Annotated in this window: 22 protein-coding genes and 1 tRNA gene; 13 read left to right on the plus strand and 10 right to left on the minus strand. The window is 64.8% G+C overall.

Going from position 1 to position 19,549, the window contains the following annotated elements; all coding sequences use genetic code 11:
- Positions 1 to 14: 14 nt before the first annotated feature.
- Positions 15 to 200, minus strand: coding sequence for a periplasmic nitrate reductase, NapE protein (napE, locus tag ACZXDY_RS10695; RefSeq protein ID WP_028165371.1), 186 nt, complete (start codon positions 198 to 200; stop codon positions 15 to 17).
- Between the two features lie 265 nt (positions 201 to 465).
- Here napE and ACZXDY_RS10700 point away from each other — a divergent pair, with 265 nt between their 5' ends.
- The 8 genes from ACZXDY_RS10700 (at position 466) to ACZXDY_RS10735 (ending at position 7,764) form a co-directional block, all read left to right on the plus strand.
- The gene (locus tag ACZXDY_RS10700) at positions 466 to 1,680 is read left to right on the plus strand and encodes an LLM class flavin-dependent oxidoreductase (RefSeq protein WP_464345445.1); all 1,215 of its coding nucleotides are present in this window, start codon (positions 466 to 468) and stop codon (positions 1,678 to 1,680) included.
- A gap of 377 nt (positions 1,681 to 2,057) precedes the next feature.
- Positions 2,058 to 3,008: a sulfonate ABC transporter substrate-binding protein gene (locus ACZXDY_RS10705; RefSeq protein ID WP_028165369.1), complete on the plus strand. Its 951-nt coding sequence runs from the start codon at positions 2,058 to 2,060 to the stop codon at positions 3,006 to 3,008.
- Positions 3,009 to 3,032: 24 nt separating this feature from the next.
- Positions 3,033 to 3,986 carry a sulfonate ABC transporter substrate-binding protein gene (locus tag ACZXDY_RS10710; RefSeq protein ID WP_455996778.1) on the plus strand — a complete coding sequence of 318 codons (954 nt, stop codon included), beginning with the start codon at positions 3,033 to 3,035 and terminating at the stop codon, positions 3,984 to 3,986.
- Positions 3,983 to 5,149: an FMNH2-dependent alkanesulfonate monooxygenase gene (gene ssuD, locus ACZXDY_RS10715; RefSeq protein ID WP_464345446.1), complete on the plus strand. Its 1,167-nt coding sequence runs from the start codon at positions 3,983 to 3,985 to the stop codon at positions 5,147 to 5,149. Before ACZXDY_RS10710 ends, ssuD begins: the two co-directional genes overlap by 4 nt.
- Complete coding sequence (locus tag ACZXDY_RS10720) at positions 5,146 to 5,952, plus strand: ABC transporter permease subunit (RefSeq protein WP_028165366.1); 807 nt, start codon at positions 5,146 to 5,148, stop codon at positions 5,950 to 5,952. Before ssuD ends, ACZXDY_RS10720 begins: the two co-directional genes overlap by 4 nt.
- A 15-nt stretch (positions 5,953 to 5,967) precedes the next feature.
- Positions 5,968 to 6,816, plus strand: a complete 849-nt coding sequence (locus ACZXDY_RS10725; protein ID WP_464345447.1) for an ATP-binding cassette domain-containing protein — start codon at positions 5,968 to 5,970, stop codon at positions 6,814 to 6,816.
- 7 nt (positions 6,817 to 6,823) lie between these two features.
- A complete protein-coding gene (locus tag ACZXDY_RS10730; protein ID WP_464345448.1) occupies positions 6,824 to 7,405 on the plus strand; it encodes a flavin reductase family protein in 582 nt (193 codons plus the stop codon).
- Between the two features lie 194 nt (positions 7,406 to 7,599).
- Positions 7,600 to 7,764: a hypothetical protein gene (locus tag ACZXDY_RS10735; protein WP_464345457.1), complete on the plus strand. Its 165-nt coding sequence runs from the start codon at positions 7,600 to 7,602 to the stop codon at positions 7,762 to 7,764.
- Positions 7,765 to 7,864: 100 nt separating this feature from the next.
- On the opposite strand, the gene flbD is transcribed toward ACZXDY_RS10735, so the two are convergent.
- From flbD to sciP, 6 genes are all read right to left on the minus strand, one after another.
- Positions 7,865 to 9,250 carry a sigma-54-dependent transcriptional regulator FlbD gene (gene flbD, locus ACZXDY_RS10740; RefSeq protein WP_464345449.1) on the minus strand — a complete coding sequence of 462 codons (1,386 nt, stop codon included), beginning with the start codon at positions 9,248 to 9,250 and terminating at the stop codon, positions 7,865 to 7,867.
- A 49-nt stretch (positions 9,251 to 9,299) separates the two neighbouring features.
- Complete coding sequence (gene fliN / locus ACZXDY_RS10745) at positions 9,300 to 9,650, minus strand: flagellar motor switch protein FliN (protein WP_028165361.1); 351 nt, start codon at positions 9,648 to 9,650, stop codon at positions 9,300 to 9,302.
- Positions 9,651 to 9,672: 22 nt separating this feature from the next.
- On the minus strand, positions 9,673 to 10,296 hold the full coding sequence (locus ACZXDY_RS10750; protein ID WP_208828938.1) for a FliH/SctL family protein: 624 nt from the start codon (positions 10,294 to 10,296) through the stop codon (positions 9,673 to 9,675).
- Positions 10,296 to 11,381 (minus strand): flagellar motor switch protein FliG, encoded by a 1,086-nt coding sequence (fliG, locus tag ACZXDY_RS10755; RefSeq protein ID WP_028165359.1) that lies wholly within the window; start codon positions 11,379 to 11,381, stop codon positions 10,296 to 10,298. The genes ACZXDY_RS10750 and fliG overlap by 1 nt, the downstream gene beginning before the upstream one ends.
- Before the next feature lies 1 nt (position 11,382).
- Positions 11,383 to 13,014, minus strand: coding sequence for a flagellar basal-body MS-ring/collar protein FliF (gene fliF / locus ACZXDY_RS10760; protein ID WP_464345450.1), 1,632 nt, complete (start codon positions 13,012 to 13,014; stop codon positions 11,383 to 11,385).
- 173 nt (positions 13,015 to 13,187) lie between these two features.
- Positions 13,188 to 13,463 carry a CtrA inhibitor SciP gene (sciP, locus tag ACZXDY_RS10765; RefSeq protein WP_002714638.1) on the minus strand — a complete coding sequence of 92 codons (276 nt, stop codon included), beginning with the start codon at positions 13,461 to 13,463 and terminating at the stop codon, positions 13,188 to 13,190.
- 217 nt (positions 13,464 to 13,680) lie between these two features.
- On the opposite strand from sciP, the gene ACZXDY_RS10770 reads away from it, so the two are divergent.
- On the plus strand, positions 13,681 to 14,166 hold the full coding sequence (locus ACZXDY_RS10770) for an anthrone oxygenase family protein (protein ID WP_028165357.1): 486 nt from the start codon (positions 13,681 to 13,683) through the stop codon (positions 14,164 to 14,166).
- Here the strand turns inward: ACZXDY_RS10770 and ACZXDY_RS10775 are convergent.
- Both ACZXDY_RS10775 and ACZXDY_RS10780 read right to left on the minus strand, forming a co-directional pair.
- Positions 14,163 to 14,921, minus strand: a complete 759-nt coding sequence (locus ACZXDY_RS10775; RefSeq protein WP_464345451.1) for a flagellar hook assembly protein FlgD — start codon at positions 14,919 to 14,921, stop codon at positions 14,163 to 14,165. The genes ACZXDY_RS10770 and ACZXDY_RS10775 overlap by 4 nt on opposite strands.
- 11 nt (positions 14,922 to 14,932) lie before the next feature.
- Positions 14,933 to 16,501 carry a flagellar hook-length control protein FliK gene (locus tag ACZXDY_RS10780; protein ID WP_464345452.1) on the minus strand — a complete coding sequence of 523 codons (1,569 nt, stop codon included), beginning with the start codon at positions 16,499 to 16,501 and terminating at the stop codon, positions 14,933 to 14,935.
- 383 nt (positions 16,502 to 16,884) lie between these two features.
- Here ACZXDY_RS10780 and mnmA point away from each other — a divergent pair, with 383 nt between their 5' ends.
- From mnmA to ACZXDY_RS10800, 4 genes are all read left to right on the plus strand, one after another.
- Positions 16,885 to 18,063, plus strand: coding sequence for a tRNA 2-thiouridine(34) synthase MnmA (gene mnmA / locus ACZXDY_RS10785; RefSeq protein WP_464345456.1), 1,179 nt, complete (start codon positions 16,885 to 16,887; stop codon positions 18,061 to 18,063).
- A gap of 19 nt (positions 18,064 to 18,082) precedes the next feature.
- Positions 18,083 to 18,721, plus strand: a complete 639-nt coding sequence (locus ACZXDY_RS10790) for a class I SAM-dependent methyltransferase (RefSeq protein WP_028165353.1) — start codon at positions 18,083 to 18,085, stop codon at positions 18,719 to 18,721.
- A gap of 47 nt (positions 18,722 to 18,768) precedes the next feature.
- The gene (locus ACZXDY_RS10795; RefSeq protein WP_028165352.1) at positions 18,769 to 19,128 is read left to right on the plus strand and encodes a hypothetical protein; all 360 of its coding nucleotides are present in this window, start codon (positions 18,769 to 18,771) and stop codon (positions 19,126 to 19,128) included.
- A 157-nt stretch (positions 19,129 to 19,285) separates the two neighbouring features.
- Positions 19,286 to 19,362, plus strand: a tRNA-Met gene (locus ACZXDY_RS10800).
- A 4-nt stretch (positions 19,363 to 19,366) separates the two neighbouring features.
- On the opposite strand, the gene ACZXDY_RS10805 is transcribed toward ACZXDY_RS10800, so the two are convergent.
- Positions 19,367 to 19,549: hypothetical protein (locus tag ACZXDY_RS10805; protein WP_464345453.1), on the minus strand; the 183-nt coding region annotated here is incomplete at its 5' end.

Genomic DNA, 19,549 nt, shown 5'->3' on the forward strand with positions numbered 1-19,549 from the left:
GAGAAATCGGCTGCTCAATGTGGCGGGGGAGGGCCCGGCGGGCCCGCGATCATCTGATAGATCCACACAGCAAGTCCGTAGCTGCCCACCGTGGCCACGGCCAAAGCGGGCATCACAACTGCCGTGAGAAAAAGAAATGCGAAGATCTCCATGCGCCTACGGCGCGGCCTCGCGCTCGCATCGTCGCTGGTTGCCGACATACGTCGTCTCGATTCGATTTGGATTGTGTGGGGGAAGGCCTCGTTGCCTTCCGATAAAAAGTAACGTCGCTGGGATACTTTGGCACTGATCTAAATCAATGCGCGCCAAAACCATATTGGCTCGAAGCGGATTCGGCGGCGCCGCTACCCGCAAGGTTACTGTTTGGTTGCAGCGTCTTCCGCCATCCGGAATTGGCAAAGGCTGGACTTCGCGTATCCCAGCAATACACTGCAGCAAACAAACAAGACGTACGGGAGCGACGCCATGAAATTCGGCATCTTCTACGAGCTGCAACTGCCGCGTCCGTGGAACGAGGGCGACGAGCTCAAGCTTTACCAGGACGCATTGACGCAGCTCGAGACCGCCGATCGGCTCGGCTACGACTATGCCTGGGTCGTGGAACATCATTTCCTCGAGGAATACTCGCACTCGCCGGCGCCGGAATCGTTCCTGGGGGCGGCAAGCCAGCGCACCCGCAACATCCGGCTCGGGCACGGCATCCTGCAGCTCACGACCAATCATCCCGCGCGTGTCGCAGAGCGGGTCGCAGTCCTCGATCTCCTCAGCAACGGGCGCTGCGAGTTCGGCATGGGCGAGAGCGCCTCGATCACCGAGCTGACGCCGTTCGGCCGCGACATGGAGACCAAGCGGGAGGTGTTCGAAGAGGCGGTCGCGGCGATCTTCCCGATGTTCACCAAGGTCGGCACCGAGCATCACGGCAAATATTTCGACATCCCCTTGCGCAACGTGGTGCCGAAGCCGGTGCAGAAGCCGCATCCGCCGCTCTGGATGGCGTGCTCGCAATTGCCGACCATCGAGCGCGCCGGGCAGCACGGCTTCGGCGCGCTCGGCTTTCAATTCGTCAGCGCGGACGCGGCGCATGCCTGGGTGCATGCCTATTACAACGCGATCACCAAGCGGCTGAAGAAGCTCGCCGACTACCAGATCAATCCCAACATGGCGCTGGTGTCGTTCTTCATGTGCGCCAAGACGGATGAAGAAGCGCGCGCCCGCGCCGACGGCGCCACCTTCTTCCAGTTCGCGCTGCGCTATTATGGCGCGTCGCAGAACCGGCAGCGGCCGGCGCCGGGCACCGTCAACATGTGGGACGAGTACAACAAATGGAAGCGCGACAATCCGGAAGCGCAGGAAGCTGCATTGCGCGGCGGTCTGATCGGATCGCCTGAAACCATCCGCAGGAAGCTGCGCCGCTTCCGCACCTCGCACATCGACCAGGTGATCCTGCTCAATCAAGCCGGCAAGAACACCCACGACCACATCTGCGAGTCGCTCGAATTGTTCGCCGGCGAAGTGATGCCGGAGTTCCAGCACGATCCCGAGCACGATGCATGGAAGCAGGGCGTGATGAGCGGCGAGATCAAGCTCGAGGAGATCGACACCGAGGCGTTCAAGGATCGCTACGGCAAACTGTCGATCAACCCTGGTTCGCAAGCGGAGAAGGCAGCAGCGAGCGGCTGACAAATTTGTAGGCAGCGCCACACTCCACCGTCACGCCCGCCAACGGATCAGCGCGAAGCGCCGCCCGATGACAGGCTCCGGCGGGCATCCAGTGCGCCGCGGCATTCGGCCCGTGCTCTTGCGCCGGTGGTTACTGGATCGTCTGCTTTCGCGGACGATGACAGCGGAGAGCTGTCTGCATCCCGATTTCGTGAAGAAAATATTTCGCTACGCACAATCCGCGGCTTGAAAGAAACCGCGCGTCCGGTGCCCGATGGCAGTGCGGGCATCGCTATTTTTTCGGGGTCCTCGACAGCCTCATTCGTGCCCCCCATCATTCCCTGACGCCGCATGATGGCGCGCGGATAACGCGCTCGATCGTCAGGAGAATTTTGGTAGTGAAGCGTCGCGAGTTCCTAACACTGTCGCTCGGCTCTGCCGCCGTCGCTGCTTTGCCCTTGCGCGCGCAGGCCGAGGCGGCGCTAAAGGAAATTCGTGTCGGCTACCAGAAGACCGGCGTGCTGGTTATCGCGCGGCAGCGCGCAACCTTGGAAAATCATTTCAAGTCGGCCGGCATCGAGGTGAAATGGGTCGAGTTTTCCTCGGGCCCGCCGATGATGGAAGCGATGAATGTCGGTAGCATCGACTACGGTGCGGTCGGCGACTCGCCACCGGTATTTGCGCAAGCTGCCGGCGCGGCGATCGTTTATGCCGCCGGCCAGCCGATCACCAACGGCCAAGGGATATTGGTGCCGCAGAACTCGGCCATCCGCACGATTGCCGATCTCAAGGGCAAGCGCATCGGCTTCACCAAGGGTTCCAGCGCGCACAACATCGTGGTGCAGACGCTGGAAAAGGCCGGGCTCACCTACAACGATATCACGCCGGTCTATCTGACGCCGCCGGACGCGGGGCCGGCATTCGTCAATGGCAGCATCGATGCCTGGGCGGTCTGGGATCCCTATTTCGCCATCGCCGAGACCAAGCAGAACGGCCGCATCCTGGTGAACTCCTACGAGATCACCAAGACCAACTCGTTCTTCATCGCCAACCGCGACTTTTCGAAAAATCACGGTCCGATCCTGCAACAGATCAACGACGTCATCGCGTCGACCGCGACGTGGGCGGAGGCGCACCGCGACGAAGTGGCCAAATCGCTCAGCGCTGTGACCGGCGTTCCGCTCGACATCCAGACCGTCGCCGCCAATCGCGCCGCGTTCAAGATCGGGCCGGTCACCGACGACATCGTCGCGACCCAGCAGGGCGTTGCCGACCGCTTCTTCAAGCTCGGCCTGATCCCGAAGCAGATCGCGATCCGCGACATCGTCTGGCGCAACCCCCAGAGCTGAGTTCATTTCCACGCAGAGGTCATCATGCGACGTATCATTCAACGCTGGATCACCAGCGCGGTGCTTTCAGTCAGCATTGTCGCCGCCGCCGTCAGCGCGTCCTACGGGCAGGAGAAAACCGTCCGCATCGGCTTCCAGAAATACGGCAAGCTGGTTCTGCTCAAGAGCAAGGGCACGCTCGAGGAGAAGCTGAAGGCGGTCGGCTACAAGGTGGTGTGGACCGAATTCCCCTCCGGACCGCCGCTGCTCGAGGCGCTCAATGTCGGCGCGATCGATTTCGGCAACACCGGTGAAGCGCCGCCGATCTTCGCGCAGGCCGCTGGCGCGCCCATCCAATATGTCGCCTATGAGCCGCCGGCGCCGAAAGGCGAAGCGATCCTTGTGCCGAAGGACAGCCCGCTGAAGTCGGTTGCCGATCTCAAGGGCAAGAAGGTCGCGCTGAACAAGGGCTCCAACGTCCATTATCTCCTGGTAAAGGCCCTGGAGAAAGCCGGCGTCAAATATTCCGAGATTGAGCCGGTGTTTCTCGCGCCCGCCGATGCGCGCGCCGCCTTCGAGCGCGGCTCGGTCGATGCCTGGGTGATCTGGGATCCGTTCCAGGCCGCGGCGGAAGCTGCGACCGGCGCGCGCACGCTGGCCGACGGCACCGGCATCGTCTCGAACTACCAGTTCTATTTCTCCTCGAAGAAGTTCCTGGAGAGCGATGCGAAGATCGTCGATCTCGTGCTCGCGCAATTGAGCGAGGTCGATGACTGGGCCAAGGGCGACATCCACGCGGTCGCCGAGCAACTCGCGCCGTCGATCGGCCTTTCGGTGCCGGTGGTCGAGGTGGCGTTGAAGCGCCAGTCCTACGGCATCAAGCCGCTCACCGATTCCGTGATCGCCGACCAGCAGCAGGTGGCGGACACGTTCTTTGCCCTCGGCCTGTTGCCGAAACCCATCAAGATTTCAGACGTCGCGCGGAGGCCCGGATCGTGACTAAGCAACCCAACGCCAACATCCTCTGGTTCCTGCCGACCCATGGCGATGGCCGTTATCTCGGCACCTCTATCGGCGGACGCGAGGTGAACTTCAACTATCTGCGCCAGATCGCGCAGGCGGCCGACCAACTCGGCTATTACGGCGTGCTGCTGCCGACGGGACGAAGCTGCGAGGACTCCTGGGTGGTCGCCTCCGCCGTCGCGCCGCAGACCGAGCGGCTGCGTTACCTGGTGGCGGTGCGGCCCGGCCTGCAGTCGCCAGCCGTCGCCGCACGCATGACCGCGACGCTGGACCGGCTGTCGAACGGACGGCTCTTGATCAACGTCGTCACCGGCGGCGACCCCGTCGAGAACAAGGGCGACGGCATCTTCCTGGCGCATGACGAGCGCTACGAGGTGACGCGCGAGTTCCTCAACGTCTACAACGACCTGCTCGCCGGCAAGACCGTCAATGTCGAGGGCAAACACATCCGCATCGAGGATGGCCGGCTGTTGTTCCAGCCGATCCAGTCGCCGCGGCCGCCGCTCTATTTCGGTGGCTCGTCGGACGCCGGCATCGACGTTGCGGTCGACACCGTCGACAAGTACCTGACCTGGGGCGAGCCGCCGGCGCAGGTGGCCGACAAGATCGCGCGCGTGAAGGCGGTTGCCGATAAGCGCGGCCGCAAGGTCTCCTTCGGCATCCGCCTGCACGTGATCGTGCGCGAGACCAATGCGGAAGCCTGGAAGGCCGCCGACGAATTAATCCAATACGTCACCGACGACACGGTGGCGGCGGCGCAAAAAATCTTCTCGCGCATGGACTCGGTCGGCCAGCAGCGCATGGCGCAATTGCACGGCGGTCGCCGCGACAAGCTCGAGATCAGCCCAAATCTCTGGGCAGGCGTTGGCCTCGTGCGCGGCGGCGCGGGCACTGCGCTGGTCGGCGATGCTCAGACGGTGGCTGCGCGGATCAAGGAGTATCAGGACCTCGGCATCGATACCTTCATCATGTCGGGCTACCCGCACCTCGAAGAGGCCTACCGCTTCGCCGAACTGGTGTTCCCGCTGCTGTCGCTTGAGCATGGCGGCAACGTGACGCCGATCCGCGTCAACACCGGACCGTTCGGCGAGACCATCGGCAACGAGTATCGGCCGCAAAAGCAGGTATCGGAATCATGAGCCTCATCGACAGCCTCCCGCGCGTCCGCGCGCCCAAATTGCCGCGGGCTGACGGCCTGATCCCCTGGATCGTGCCGCTCGCCATCATCGTCATCTGGCAGCTCGCCTGCGTGACCGGCTTTGTGCCCGCGCGCGTGCTGCCGGCGCCGACCGACGTCGCGCTGGCCGGATGGAAGCTCTTGTTGTCGGGTGAGTTGATCCGCAACATCTGGGTCAGCTTTTGGCGCGCCAGCATTGGCTTCCTGATCGGCGGCGCCATCGGCTTTGCTTTCGGCCTCGCCAACGGCCTGTCGCAACTCTCGGCGAAACTGACCGACACCACGCTGCAGATGGTGCGCAACATCCCGCATCTGGCGCTGATCCCGCTGGTCATCCTGTGGTTCGGGATCGACGAGTCGGCAAAACTGTTCCTGGTGGCGCTCGGCGTGTTCTTCCCGATCTATCTCAACACGCTGCACGGCATCCGCACAGTCGATCCGCAACTGATCGAGATGGGCCGCATCTATGGCATGACCGACGGCGAATTGTTCCGTCGCGTGATCTTCCCGGGCGCGCTGCCGTCGATCTTCGTCGGTCTTCGCTTCGCGCTCGGCATCATGTGGCTGACCTTGATCGTGGCCGAGACCATCGCGGCGTCCTCGGGGCTCGGCTACATGGCGATGCAGGCACGCGAATTCATGCTGATCGACGTCGTCGTGCTCTCGATCCTGATCTACGCCTTGCTCGGCAAGCTCGCCGACAGCGCCTCGCGTGCGCTGGAGCGGCTGACGCTGTCCTGGCATCCGGCCTTCCAGAAACACTAAGGAACTGAGGAAGAAATGCAGGAAGTCCTTCGTTTTCGTCCGCTCGAGGCCGAGGCTGTCGCGCGCGAGGATTTTGCCGAGGAGGCGCGTCAGTTCCGCCGCAGCCCCGACATGCCGTCGCGCGGGCTGTCGCTGACCATCCGCGGCTTGCGCAAATCCTTCGGCGACAATGAGGTGCTGCGCGGCATCGACCTGCACATTCCGGCCGGCCAGTCGGTCGCGATCGTCGGCCGCAGTGGCTGCGGCAAGAGCACATTGCTGCGGCTGATCGCGGGGCTGGAGAAGCCGACCGCCGGCAGCATCGGTTTCGGCGAGCAGGCGCGCGCCGAGGATATCCGCGTCATGTTCCAGGAGCCGCGGCTCCTGCCATGGGCGCGCGTGCTGTCGAATGTCGAAGTCGGCCTCGGGCGCGAGCGATCGTTGGCCGATGCGCAGGCGCGCGCCGAGAAGGCGCTGGTCGAGGTCGGCCTCGGCGACAAGCGCGGGCAATGGCCTTCGGTGCTCTCGGGCGGCCAGAAGCAGCGCGTCGCGTTGGCCCGCGCGCTGGTTAGCCAGCCCCGGGTGCTGGCCTTCGACGAGCCGCTCGGCGCGCTGGATGCGCTGACCCGGATCTCGATGCAGCGGCTGCTCGAGCGGGTCTGGCGCGATCAGGGCTTCACCGCGATCCTGGTGACGCATGATGTCTCGGAAGCGGTGGCGCTGGCCGACCGGGTGCTGGTCATTGAAAACGGCCGCATCGCACACGATTTTAATGTCGACATCGCGCGACCGCGCGAGCGCGGCTCGGCCGAACTCGCGGCGCTCGAGGGCGCGATCCTGAAGAATCTCCTGGAAGGCACCGAAGACACTTCCGACGATCTGTGAGGCCCACATGAACTCCGCCGTCCGCAACATCGCGATCGATCCCGTGGTTACCTCCGACGAGTTTCGCGGCGCCATGCGCCATCTGACCGGCGGGGTCAGCGTCATCACGGCGGGGCGCGGCAAGGACATCTCCGGGATGACGGTGACTTCCGTCTCCTCGTTGTCGGTCGAGCCGGCCTCGCTGATCGTGAGCCTCAATCGCGCCGCGTCGTCCTGGCCGCTGGTCAAGCGTCACGGCGTTTTCGGCGTGAACATCCTGAGTTCGGACCAGGTCGAGATCGCCGAGCGCTTCACCGGCAAGGGCGGGCTGAAAGGCGCCGAGCGCTTTGCCGGCGCCGAATGGACGACGCGCGCCTCCGGCGTGCCGCTTCTGGTCGGCGCGCTGGCGGCGATCGATTGCGAGGTCGAGGACGTCGTGGAGCGTCATTCGCACGCAATCGTCATCGGGCGCGTGCTCGACGTGCAGGTCTCCTCGCGCACGGGAGCGCTCGCCTATTGGCAGGGGCGCTATGTCGCCGTCGACCAGGACGAGGATGCCGCCAAGCTGGCCGACGTCAGCGTACCCACACGCGGCGTGCATCTGCGCTGACATCAGCTCGTAGCCCGGGTGGAGCGGAACGCGCAACCCGGGACTCTACGTCGGCGGTCGGCAGCGGCCCCGGGTTACGCTGCGCTTCACCCGGGCTACTGGCTCTTGGAACAGAGACGCAAGCCGTGGCGTTTTGCCTCCTCGCGCAATAGAAGGCATCAGTCTTCTATTGCCGGAAGGGAACGAAGCGCGTCATGGGCTTGATGAAACGTCTTGCAACCTGGGTCTTCTACAGCATCGGTGCGCTCGCGATCGCCTATCTCGCGCTCTATGCCTATGTCGCCTTCACTGGGCGCGACTTTACGCCCGGTGATCCCATTCACATCTTCCGCAAGCCGGACGCGCCGAGTTATTCGTAGCTCCACGCGTCATTGCGAGGAGCGAGCGACGAAGCAATCCATGCCTCCGCGTGCGGCGCTATGGATTGCTTCGCTGCGCTCGCAATGACGGTGGTGGCGATTACCCCGCCGTCGCCAGGCGCTGATAGTCCGCCGTGCCCGATCCCGCGGGCGGGATCGGCAGGCCGCCATCGGCATATTCGTTCAGCTTGTTGCGCAGCGTGCGGATCGAAATGCCGAGGATGTTGGCGGCATGGGTGCGGTTGCCAAGGCAGTGCTTCAGCGTCTCCAGGATCAGATCGCGCTCGACGTCGGCAACGGTACGGCCGACCAGCGCGCGCGTCACCTGCTCGGCGGCGAGGGTGGCGTGAGCGACCGCGGGCGCGGTCTTGGCGAGGTCGAGGCGGTCGCCGTCCGGAGTCACGATGGCATCGGGGCCGATCTCGTCGCCCTGCGCCATCAGCACGGAGCGGTGGATGGTGTTTTCAAGCTCGCGGACGTTGCCCGGCCAGCGGTTCGTGGTCAGCACCCGCCGTGCCTCGGATGACAGCGGTCGCGCCGACACGCCATTGGCCTCGGCGTATTTCTTCGCGAAATGCTGCGCCAACTCCAGGATGTCGGCCGGCCGGTCGCGCAGCGGCGGGATCTTCAGGTTGACGACGTTGAGGCGGAACAAGAGGTCCTCGCGGAAGGCGCCGGCGCGCACGGCGTCCGCGAGATTGCGGTTCGAGGTCGCGATGATGCGGATGTCGACAGGCACCGGCTTGGTGCCGCCGACGCGGTCGATCACGCGCTCCTGGATAGCGCGCAGCAATTTCGATTGCAGCCGCACGTCCATTTCCGAGATTTCATCGAGCAACAGCGTGCCGCCGGTGGCTTCCTCGAACTTGCCGATACGGCGAGCGATCGCGCCGGTGAACGCGCCCTTCTCGTGGCCGAACAATTCGGATTCCAGCAGATGCTCGGGGATCGCGGCGCAATTGATCGAGATGAACGGCCGTTTGGCGCGCGCCGAGCGGGAATGGACGTAGCGCGCCAGCACTTCCTTGCCGGTCCCGGATTCGCCGGTGATCATCACGGAGGCGTCCGAGCCCGCGATCTGCTGCGCCAGCTTGATCACACGGCCCATGGCTTCGTCGCGGTAGACGAGGTCGCGGGAATCATTTGCGACCGCGGCGAGTACGGCGGCGATCAATTCCGGCTCCGGGGGCAGCGGGATGTATTCCTTGGCGCCGGCGCGGATCGCCGCCACCGCGGCGCGGGCATCGTTGGAGATACCGCAGGCGACGATCGGCACGTGGATGTGCTCGGCTTCCAGGCGCATCACGAGGTCGCGAATGTCGAGGCCGACATCGACCAGCAGCAGGTCGGCGCCCTTGCCGCCGCGGAGCACCGCCATCGCCTGCTCGTTGCCCTCCGCGTGCGTCACGGAGGCGCCGTTGTCCATCGCGATCTTGGTGGCGGTCGTGAGCTGGCCCTTGAGGGTGCCGACGATGAGAAGCCGCATGAGTGTCTCCTGTCTCCCGCGCGTCCGCCGCGCGTCTATCGGTTAAAGGCTAGCTACGCTCTGCCTTGATGATTTCGGTCATGGTCACGCCGAGCTTGTCCTCGACCAGCACCACTTCGCCCCGCGCCACCAGGCGGTTGTTGACATAGATATCGATGGCCTCGCCGACCCGGCGGTCGAGCTCGAGCACGGTGCCGGGGCCGAGCTTCAGGAGCTGGCCGACATCCATCTTGGAGCGGCCGAGCACGGCCGAGACCTGCACCGGCACGTCGAAGACGGCTTCGAGGTCGGAGGCGATGCGCGAAGCATGTTCGTCCTCGTTATAGCCCACATCGTCGTCCCTTGGCGCGTCCGCCGAGTTGAGGTCGGGGAGCGGGACATGTGTGTCGGTGTCACTCATCGTCGATCCTTTGGCTCAATCCTCATGGCCGTTGGTCACGGGACGCCATGTAGCGTCCGACAAGTTCGTTGATCTTGGCGTCGATCGCCGCGCGTTCCAGCACGATGCCGCCGTCGGCCCATTCGATCCGGCAGTCGCCGATCGCAATGGTCGGCTCGGCCAGGATCACGAGGCGACCCTGAAAGCCGCTTTGCGCGGCCAGCCGCTCGATCTTATCGCGCGCGCCCTCGTAGAGCGCATCATTGATGCGGACGACGATGTGAGGTGTCGAGACCAGATGCGAGAAGCAGTCGGACACCAGCGCCGTGATCTCGCCAAGCGGTTCGCGCGCGATCATTTCGCCGCACAATTTGCGCGCGACCGAGACCGCGACGTCGACGGCTTCGGTCTCCATCCGCGCCTCGATGCCGGAAAAGCGCGACGCGATGGTCTTGATCGCAAGCCCGATCTCTTCCAGCGCCAGCGCGGCGCGGCGGTCGCTCTCCACCTTCGCTTCGTGCTGGGCGGCATCGTAGCCGTTGCGATAGGCGCGCGCTTCGGCTTCCGCGACCTTCTGGGCGATCTCGGCGGCGGTTGCGGCGCGCTCGCGCGACTTGGTGGGGGCCGAGAAGTCGGTATCGAACAGGAATTTTGCGGGCGCGGCCATCAGTACACCAGTTCGTCGTCGGCACGGTTCTTGGTCAGCATGATCTCACCCTTGGCGGCGAGGTCCTTGGCGAGATTGACGAGCAGCGCCTGCGCCTCGTCGACGTCGCGCAGCCGCACCGGTCCCATCGCCGCCATGTCATCCATCAGCATCTTGCCGGCGCGCGAGGACATGTTGCCGAGGAAGAAGTTGCGGACCTCCTCATTGGCGCTCTTCAGCGCAATGCCAAGCTTCTCCTTGTCGACATGACGCATCAACGTCTGCGCCGAGCCGGAATCGAGCTTGACCAGGTCGTCGAAGGTGAACATCAGCGCCTTGATGCGTTCGGCGGATTCGCGGTTTTCCTCTTCCAGCGAGGTGATGAAGCGCGTTTCGGTCTGGCGGTCGAAATTGTTGAAGATCTCGGCCATCACCTCATGAGCGTCGCGGCGGCGGGTCTGCGACAGGTTGGACATGAATTCGGTGCGCAGCGTCTGCTCGACGCGCTCGATTACTTCCTTCTGCACCGCCTCCATCCGCAGCATGCGGCCGACGACATCGAGCGCGATATCCTCGGGCAGGATCGCCAGCACGCGCGCGGCGTGCTCGGACTTCAGCTTCGACAGCACCACGGCGATGGTCTGCGGATATTCGTTCTTGAGGTAGTTGGCGAGCACCTCTTCCTGGACGTTGGAGAGCTTCTCCCACATGTTGCGGCCCGCGGGCCCGCGGATCTCGTCCATGATGCCGCTGACGCGGTCGGCCGGCAGATATTGCTGCAGCAGCCGCTCGGTGGCGTCGAAATTGCCCATCAGCGCGCCGGAGGCCGACATCCGCGAGACGAATTCGAGCAAGAGGTCCTCGACCACGTCGGCTTCCACGGTGCCGAGCGTCGACATTGCCATCGATAGCTCGCGCACCTCGTCATCGTCGAGCAGCGACCAGACCTTGCCGCCGTATTTCTCGCCGAGCGCCAGCATCAGGATCGCCGCGCGCTTCGGGCCGGAGATCGGCTTGCTCTTCGGACGGTCGCCCTGACGGCTCGACAGGGTCGAGATGACGCTCGTGATGTCGTTGGCGTTTGCGGTTTGCGGGACGCTGGCCATCTCAGGTCTCGGCAGGCTCGGTCAGCCATTGGCGAACAATGGAGACGGTTTCGTTCGGATTGCGTTCGGCGAGTTCGCCCACGCGGTTCACGGCCTGGGCATGGACCTGGCCCTGGATCTGGGCGACGTCGATCATGTGCGCGGCGCCGCCGCCGGTCAGGAGCGCCTGGCCCTGTCCGCCTTCGCTGCCGGCCTGCGCGCTGGCGTCGGCCAGTGCGGGCACCGAGGCCTCGGCGCGGCCGGGTACGACCTCGTTGGCCAGGATGCGCTTGACCAGCGGGCGGATCACCATGAACAGCACGACCAGGCCGAGCAGCATCATCACACCGAGCTCGATCACATACATCACGTCGTCCTTGGTGAACTGCAGCATGCCGAGGAAGCCGGTGGGCTCGTTGAGCGGGGTCACCGAGGGCGCTTCGGCAAAGCGCAGGTTGACGACCTCGACCTGATCGCCGCGCTTCTGGTCGAAACCGATCGCCGAGCGCACCAGGGCGGCGATGCGGTCGAGCTGCTCCTTGGGGCGGTCCTGGTAGACCATCTCGCCCTTTTCGTTCTTGGAGTAGCTGCCGTCGACGAGGACGGCGACCGAGATGCGGTTGACGCGGCCGGCTTCGGTCACCTCGGTCTTGGTGGTGCGGGAGATCTCGTAATTGTTGGTCTCCTCGCTCTTCTTGCTCTGGTCGCGGGCGCGCGCGGCATTGTCCTGATTCTGGTTGCCGGGCAGCTCGTTGTTGACCGTGACCTGACCGCTATTGTCAGCGGAGAGGCTTGATTCCTCCCGGGTCTGGCTCGAGCGCAGCACGCGCCCTTCGGGGTCGAACTTGTCGGAGGTCTGGGTGATCTTGTTGTAGTCGAAATCGGCCGAGAGCTGGACGCGGGCGCGACCCTGGCCGACCACGGAGGACACGATGTCCTCGACCTGCTTGCGCATCCGTTTCTCGAAGGCGGCCCGGCGCTCGTCGCCGACGGCGTTATCGGCATCGCTGGTGGCACCGTCGGCGAGCAATTGGCCGGCCTCGTCGACGATCGACACCCGCTGCGGCTTCAGCCCGTTGACGGCGGAGGCGACCACGTGGCGGATGGCGCGGATCTGCTGCGGCTCGAGGGTACCGCGCACCCGCACCACGATGGAAGCGGACGGCTCCGGCGTCTCGCGCGAGAACAGCGGCCGCTCCGGCAGCACCAGGTGCACGCGCGCGGCCTGGATACGGTCGATGGCGCGGATGGTGCGGGCGAGCTCGCCTTCCAGGGCGCGCAAATGGTTGATGTTCTGGACGAAGCTCGTGGTGCCGAGCGCGTCCGACTTGTCGAAGATCTCGTAGCCGACGCCGCCGCCCTTGGGCATGCCGCCCTCGGCGAGCTTCATGCGCAGCCGCATGACCTTGTCCTTTGGCACCATGATGACGGCGCCGTCATTGCGCAGCTCGAACGGGATCGCCTGCCGCTCGAGCTCCTTGACGATCGCGGAGGAGTCCTCGACGCTCAAATCGGTGAACAGGGTCGTCAGTTGCGGCGTGGTGACGCGCAAGATGACGAACGCGAAGAAGCCGATGAGCGCGGCGGTGACCGCCACCATCGCCGCCAACCGGGCCGCGCCCAGGCCCTTCAGGAAAGCAACCAGACTTTGCACCAACCGCCCCCAGGGATTCGGCCCTCCGAGGGTCCGACTGGGCAATTATTGCCTAGGGTATGGTTTCCATCCGGTTAACGACGGTTAAGAACCGCGGCAGAAAGTAGGACATGAAAAAAACCGGCTTCGCAAAGCGAGGCCGGTTTTCATCAAATTCGATTGGTTTCGAGGGCTTATTGTCGATATTGCTGGATCCGGGTGGTGCGCAGCCCGGCCAGCCCGTGCTGATCGATGGAAAATTGCCAGGAAAGGAATTCGTCAACCGTCAGCGTGTAGCGGCTGCAGGCTTCCTCCAGGGAAAGCAGACCGCCGCGCACCGCGGCAACAACTTCAGCCTTCCGGCGAATGACCCACCGTTTTGTACCGGGCGCAGGCAAGTCGGCAATGGTTAGCGGACTGCCGTCGGGCCCGATGACGTATTTCACCCTCGGGCGATGGGGTTCTGTCATGGCGTACTCACAAACTCTCGACCACTGAACTCACTCTGCCAACCTACGCGTGTCGGCTTAAAATTTGCCTAAGCGCAATCCTGCAATACGAATCGTTGGAAATGCCGGTAGGGTGGCTCCGCCCCGTCACCTGTCCCAGTGTGGGAAAGCGGCCCCGGCCGGAGCCGACGGGCGCGTGGTGGGGTCCGAATCACAACCCAGCGAAGCGAGGTCGCCCGTGGGCGAGATTGTAGTGCCGATCCTGCTCTGGTTCGCGGCGATCGGCTGTGGCCTGCTTGCCGGGCTCTACTTTGCGTTCTCGACCTTCGTGATGAGGGCGCTCGGCCGCATCGAGCGGGCATCCGGCATCGCGGCCATGAATGCCATCAATGTCGACATCGTCCGCTCGCCCTTCATGCCGCTCTTCCTCGGCACGACGCTGGTGAGCGCGATCCTCGCCGCCCTTGCGGTCTTCCGCCTGGGCGAGCCCGGCGCGGCGGCGATGCTCGCCGGCGGGGTGCTCTACGTCGTCGGCATGTTCGTCGTGACGATGATCTTCAACGTGCCGCTCAACAATGCGCTGGCCGCGGCTGATCCGGCGAGCACGGAGGCGGCTTCGCTATGGGCGCGGTATCTCAAGGAATGGACCTTCTGGAATCACGTGCGGACAGTCGCCTCCACGGCGGCCTCTGCGCTTTTCATCGCCGCCATCGCGGCGGATTAGCTCGAGCCGGAATCGCCGGACCCATTGCCAGAGCCATCGCCGGACCCTGAACCAGAATCCTTGCCGCCAGTGCTCGGGCGGATCACCCGCTTGATCTGGTCGGTTGTATAGGTCTGACCACCGATCGAGAGCAGTGGGGGGGTGGCGGTCAGGTCGACGGAATCGACAATGCCCTGGACTTCGGTCGAGATCGCGACGTTGTTGCCGGAGGCGTCCTTGCCGGTTGCGGTGAGCGTGTAGCTGCCCGGCGGCCATTGCCTGCCGTCATTGCCCTTGCCGTCCCAGACGAAACTGGAGCCGCCCGTCTTCAGCGAAAAATTGCCGGAATAGGCGGTCTGGCCGGTCGAATCGGTGATCGTGATGGTGGCGCTGCTCTCCTTGGGCGAATTGATGTTCCAGGTCGCCGAGCCGTTGAAATTGGCCTTGCTGCCGTCGACCGCGACGGTATTGCCGACATAGATCAGCGCCTGCGTCGACTGCGCGCTCTTCTCCAGGGCGACGATCGAGCTCAACTGGTCGTTCATCTTGAGCTGCTGCTCGACGCCGGCGAACTGCACAAGTTGCGCCGTGAACTGGTTGGTGTCGAGCGGATCGAGCGGGTTCTGATTCTGCAGTTGCGTCGTCAGCAGCGTCAGGAAGGTCTGGAAGTTGTCGGCAATGCCCTTCGTCTGGGTCGACGCGGTGTTATTGCCCGAGGCCGTCCCGGTCCCGGGTGCCGATACGACCGGCGACGGCATGGATACGTCGGTTGCCATGGCAAGCTCCTCTAGACTCTAATATCGACGCCGCCGCTCGCGCCGAGCATGCGGCCATAGCTGCGACCGGCGACGGTCGCCGGCACGCTGTCTTCTTCGCTGACGATCAGGCGATGCGCATTGGGATTGGACTGGTTGCCGCCGTTCTGCCCCGACGACGACTGGTCGCGCAGGCTGAACTGCAGTCCGCTATTGCCGGTTGAGAGGCCGGCATTGTCCAGCGCGCGCTGCAGTTGGTTGGCGTCCTGACGCAACATCTGTAGCGTTTCCGGCCGCTCGACGGTCAGATGCGACGTCACCTGGCCATGGTTGTCGACATGGATGCGCACATCGATGCGCCCAAGCTCGGGCGGATCGAGCCGGATTTCGAAGCGGCTCTTGCCACTCTTGGCCGAGGCCGCGATCTCCAGTGCGAGGCCGCTGACCGGCACCGCATTGCCATGGGTTGTTGCCGCGGTCACGGTCAGTTGCGAATTGGCCGCCGGCGTTGTGGGCGTGGATGGCATCTGCGGCTGGATCATGGCGGCCGCCTGCGCAGCGTTGTCGGATGCGGCGGCCAGCGTTTGCGCGGTGTTCGCTGCGCCCGACTCCACATGGCTTGCGGCGTGCGCGGACGGCATCTGCGCGGAATTGCCTGAGGCGTCCGCTTTCACCGCGTCAACAAAGGCGTGCTCGGCTTTCTGCTTGCCGGCGGCTGCTTCTGGCGGAGCGATATCCGGGACAATGCCAGTCGGTGTTTCGGCCGGCGTGGAGTCTGTCGCGCTGTCTTGTGCGCCGGACGTGGGGATGGCGTCCTTCGCGGTCAGCGTCGGCTTTGACTGGGCTGCGGCCTTCGCCTGCGGCGTCGGCGAGGGGGCGGCGGCTGCAGACAGTGCGATGCCGGTCGCGGTGTCGCCAACTGCCTCCGCGCTAACGGAAACGGCGGCTACGGCTTTGGCGTCCGCCTGAGCTTCGGCCTGGGCATCGGTCTTGGCCGCGTCGGCCGTTGCGGGAGCTGTACCGGCGACCGAGGCCACAGCCGCGATGGCCGCGGCTGCCGTCGCGAGCGGAGCGGCGGCCGGGTCCGCTATCGGCGGTGTTGCGGGCGCTGGATTGGCGGGGCTCCCGACGACTGCGGAAACCGTCGCTGTTATCACCGTGGTTGCAGCGGTGCCGTCGTCCTGCTTGGACTCATCACCATCCTTGCCACCATCCTTGCCACCATTCTTGGCATCGTCCTTGGCTGGGACATCGTCCTTCGGCTTCGACGACTTTGCCGAATCGGACTTTGGCGTGTCGGATTTCGAATCAGGCTGATCGGCTTTGTCGGCCCCGGTGCTGGAGCCGACGTCGTTGCGCGCACCGACATCGTTCCGCTCAGAGCGGTCAGGGCCGGCGCCGTCATCGCGCGACCTCGTGTCCGCCGCCGGAGCAGGATCATCGTTCCGGCGCGCCAATGCAGGCGGCGCACGGGAACTGTCGTCGGGGCGCTCGTTGCGGGCCGCCGTGTTGCTGTCGACCAGTGCGGCAAAACTGTCATTTCCCGGCGCGGGGCCGGAATCCGGTCGCGCCGACCTCGGCGAATTGGCCTGAAACGACATGCCTGCCAATGCTTCTTGCGCGACCTTGACCACAACCGACCCTCGGGATGGAATTCAGTTCCCCATCAGCAAGGAGCGGGCCAGCAAGTCTGCAAAAAAATATCCATATATTACAGTGGTTTACGAGGAGGGTGCGGGATTTGGAACAATGGCCCGGCGGTTCGCTTTTTGCCCGGCGGCAAGATTTGCCGTCTACATCTCTTCCAAGGACGGCTGATTGCTTCGCGGCGATACGGCCTATATTAAAGGGTGGCTTTTCCTGCGCCCCGACGAGGCAAATCAGCCTTTTTCGGCGATGCTCCAAAGCCTTCTGGGTAAAGTCCGCTTTTAACGCTGGTCGCGGGGGCAACGGCTGCTCGCGACAGAAATCGATGACCTCTTCCATGCGCAACAGTCTCGATCTCGAAGGCCGTCCCGAGGACACCAGGGTCGTGGTCGCCATGTCCGGCGGCGTCGACTCATCGGTGACGGCTGCGCTCTTGAAGTCGGAAGGCTACGATGTGGTCGGGATCACGCTGCAGCTTTACGACCACGGCGCCGCGACCCATCGCAAGGGCGCCTGCTGCGCCGGCCGGGACATCCACGACGCCCGCAATGTCGCCGAGCGGATCGGCATTCCGCATTACGTGCTCGACTATGAGAGTCGTTTCCGCGAATCGGTGATCGACAATTTCGCCGACAGCTACGCGCTCGGCGAGACGCCGGTGCCATGCATCGAGTGCAACCGCGCCATCAAGTTCCGCGATCTGCTCGCGACTGCGCGCGAGCTCGGTGCCGCCGTGCTCGCGACCGGGCACTATGTCGCCTCGCGACCCCTCGCCGACGGATCGCGGGCGATGGTCTGCGCCGCCGACGCCGATCGTGACCAGAGCTATTTCCTGTTCGCGACCACGCGCGAGCAGCTCGACTATTTGCGCTTTCCGCTCGGCGATATGACCAAGCCGCAGGTTCGCGAACTCGCGCGCCGCTTCGGTCTCGAGATCGCCGACAAGCAGGACAGCCAGGACATCTGCTTCGTGCCGACCGGCCGCTACACCGACATCATCAGCCGCCTGAAGCCGAATGCGGTCGCGCCCGGCGACATCGTCGATCTCGACGGCAAGGTGATCGGCCAGCACCAGGGCATCGTTCATTTCACGGTGGGCCAGCGCAAGGGGCTGGGGATCGCCACCGGCGCGCCGCTGTATGTCGTGAGGCTCGATGCGGCGAGCCGCCGTGTCGTGGTGGGCCCGCGCGAAGCGCTGCGCATGGATCGCATTCTCTTGCGCGACGTCAACTGGATCGGCGAGGGCGCGCTCGATCGCGTCATCGGCGAGGGCATCGAGCTGTTCGTGCGCGTGCGCTCGACGCGCGCGCCGCAACCGGCCTGGCTGCGTAGGACCGATCGCGGCTACGAGGTTGAGCTCGTCGCCGGCGAAGAGGGCGTATCGCCCGGGCAGGCCTGCGTGTTCTACGACGCGCCGTCCGGCCAGGCGCGCGTGCTCGGCGGCGGATTCATCAAGAGCGCGGCCGCGAGGAACGTGGCTGCGATGGTGCGGCCTCTCGCCGAGGCCGTGCGCTGACATAAATTCGGGGCAGGGGATGGCGGCGGATATCGACCGCGAGGGGGTCGAAAAGGCCTATGGGCGCTGGGCGCCGATCTACGATTTCGTGTTCGGCAAGGTGTTCGATCAGGGCCGGCAATCGACGATCGCCGAAGCCGACCGGATCGGTGGTCGCGTGCTCGATGTCGGCGTCGGCACTGGACTGTCGCTGGCGGATTATTCGCGCAGCACCAGACTTTGCGGTGTCGATATTTCCGAGCCGATGCTGCGGCGGGCGCAGCAGCGCGTGCGGGCGCTGGGCCTGACCAATGTCGAGGCGCTGGCGGTGATGGACGCCAAGAACCTCGCGTTCCCGGATTCGTTCTTCGACGCGGTGGTTGCGCAATATGTCATCACGGCGGTTCCGGATCCCGAGGCGACGCTGGATGATTTCATCCGCGTGCTGAAGCCTGGCGGCGAGTTGATCCTGGTCAATCACATCGGCGCCGAAAGCGGGCCGCGGCGCCTGTTCGAACTGGCTTTCGCGCCGCTTGCCCGAAGGCTCGGCTGGCGGCCGGAATTTCCATGGGCGCGGCTCGCCAACTGGGCCAGGAAACATGGCGGCGTCACCCTCGCCGAACGGCGCCCGATGCCGCCGATGGGGCATTTTTCGCTGATCCGCTTCCGCAAATCGTGAATGCGGTTTTGGCCGGAACCTCCGCGCGCGCCGGCCGTTTGCTTCGCATGCGGATGAACCAGTCACTTGTCTTTTTCGGTGTGCTGATGGTGGTGCCGGGTGCGGCGGTCGCACAGGCTCCGCCTGCGCCGACGACGCCTCCGGCGCAGACCGCGCCGCCCCAGCCCCAGCGCGGCGAGAATTGCACGCCGATGCAACAGCCGGCGAATCCCAACGCAAAGCCGGATACCACCACCGGCCAGCGATCCGAGCCGCTCGGCGAAAAACTGTCACGCTCCGACGGCGTATTGTGCCCGCCTGCGGGTGTGGATCCCGAGATGCGGGCACCGCCCCCGGACGGCGGCAATACTCCGGTGATCCCGCCGCCCGGCAGCCCCGGCGGCGATCCCTCCGTCCGGCCAAAATAGCCCCCGTTTCGTAGCACCTTGGCTGGCGGCTTGTTGGCAGGAGGCTTATTGGCAGAAGGCCGGCCGACGGCCTGCTTTGCTTGACAGGCCGTCCGCCCACTCCTTATATGCCGCGCATTCGCGCCGCGGCATCTGCATGCCGCAACGGCGCTGCCGTGGCGGGGTAGCTCAGCTGGTTAGAGCACGGGAATCATAATCCTGGGGTCGGGGGTTCGAGTCCCTCCCCCGCTACCAACGGTCACCCCCCGCTCGAACGTTTCAGCAACGGTCCCGGCAACGTCAATTCCGATAAGGATGCCTTGATCTCGATTGCGAGTTCGTCGGTCCCCGGCGGCGCATGAACAATGACGGCTTGGACCAGCTGGCGCAGCGTTGCGACGAGCACGGGCTCGTCGAGTTCCGCAGCCTCTGCGGCGACCTC

The organism is Bradyrhizobium sp. LeoB3, from assembly GCF_055456055.1.